We start from the raw sequence: 418 nt of genomic DNA on the forward strand, positions 1-418 counted from the left end.
GCACGATCGCTTTGTCGATGATGCGCGCGGCATAGGCATCGGGAATGGTGCCTTCCAGGCCATAGCCGGTCTGGATGCGTACGCGCCTGTCCTGCACCGCCACCAGCAGCAACACCCCGTCATCGACACCGGCGCGGCCCAGCTGCCACTGGTCGAAGACACGCTGTGCAAAGGCTTCGATGCCGTCATCGCCAACACTGGGCACCACCAGCACCTGCAGTTGCGCGCCTTTGCGTGCCTGCAGCTGCAATGCCTGCTCGCGCAGCGTTGCGCGGGTGCTGGCGGACAGCGCGTTGGCGGTGTCCACCACCGGGTCGTCCAGCGCAGGAATCGGGACCGCCGCCAGCACTGGCAGTGGCAACAGCCAGAGCAGCAGTGCCAGCCCTCCCCACTGCCATGCGTTGCGCCACCGCAGCAC

General features: G+C 67.2%; 1 protein-coding gene. It reads right to left on the bottom strand.

All coding sequences use genetic code 11. The features are described 5' to 3' along the window. Window positions 1-376: TPM domain-containing protein (locus A9K58_RS18795; protein ID WP_331250487.1), on the bottom strand; the 376-nt coding region annotated here is incomplete at its 3' end. Window positions 377-418: the final 42 nt, after the last annotated feature.

The organism is Stenotrophomonas maltophilia, assembly GCF_001676385.1.
GTDB lineage: Bacteria > Pseudomonadota > Gammaproteobacteria > Xanthomonadales > Xanthomonadaceae > Stenotrophomonas > Stenotrophomonas maltophilia_J.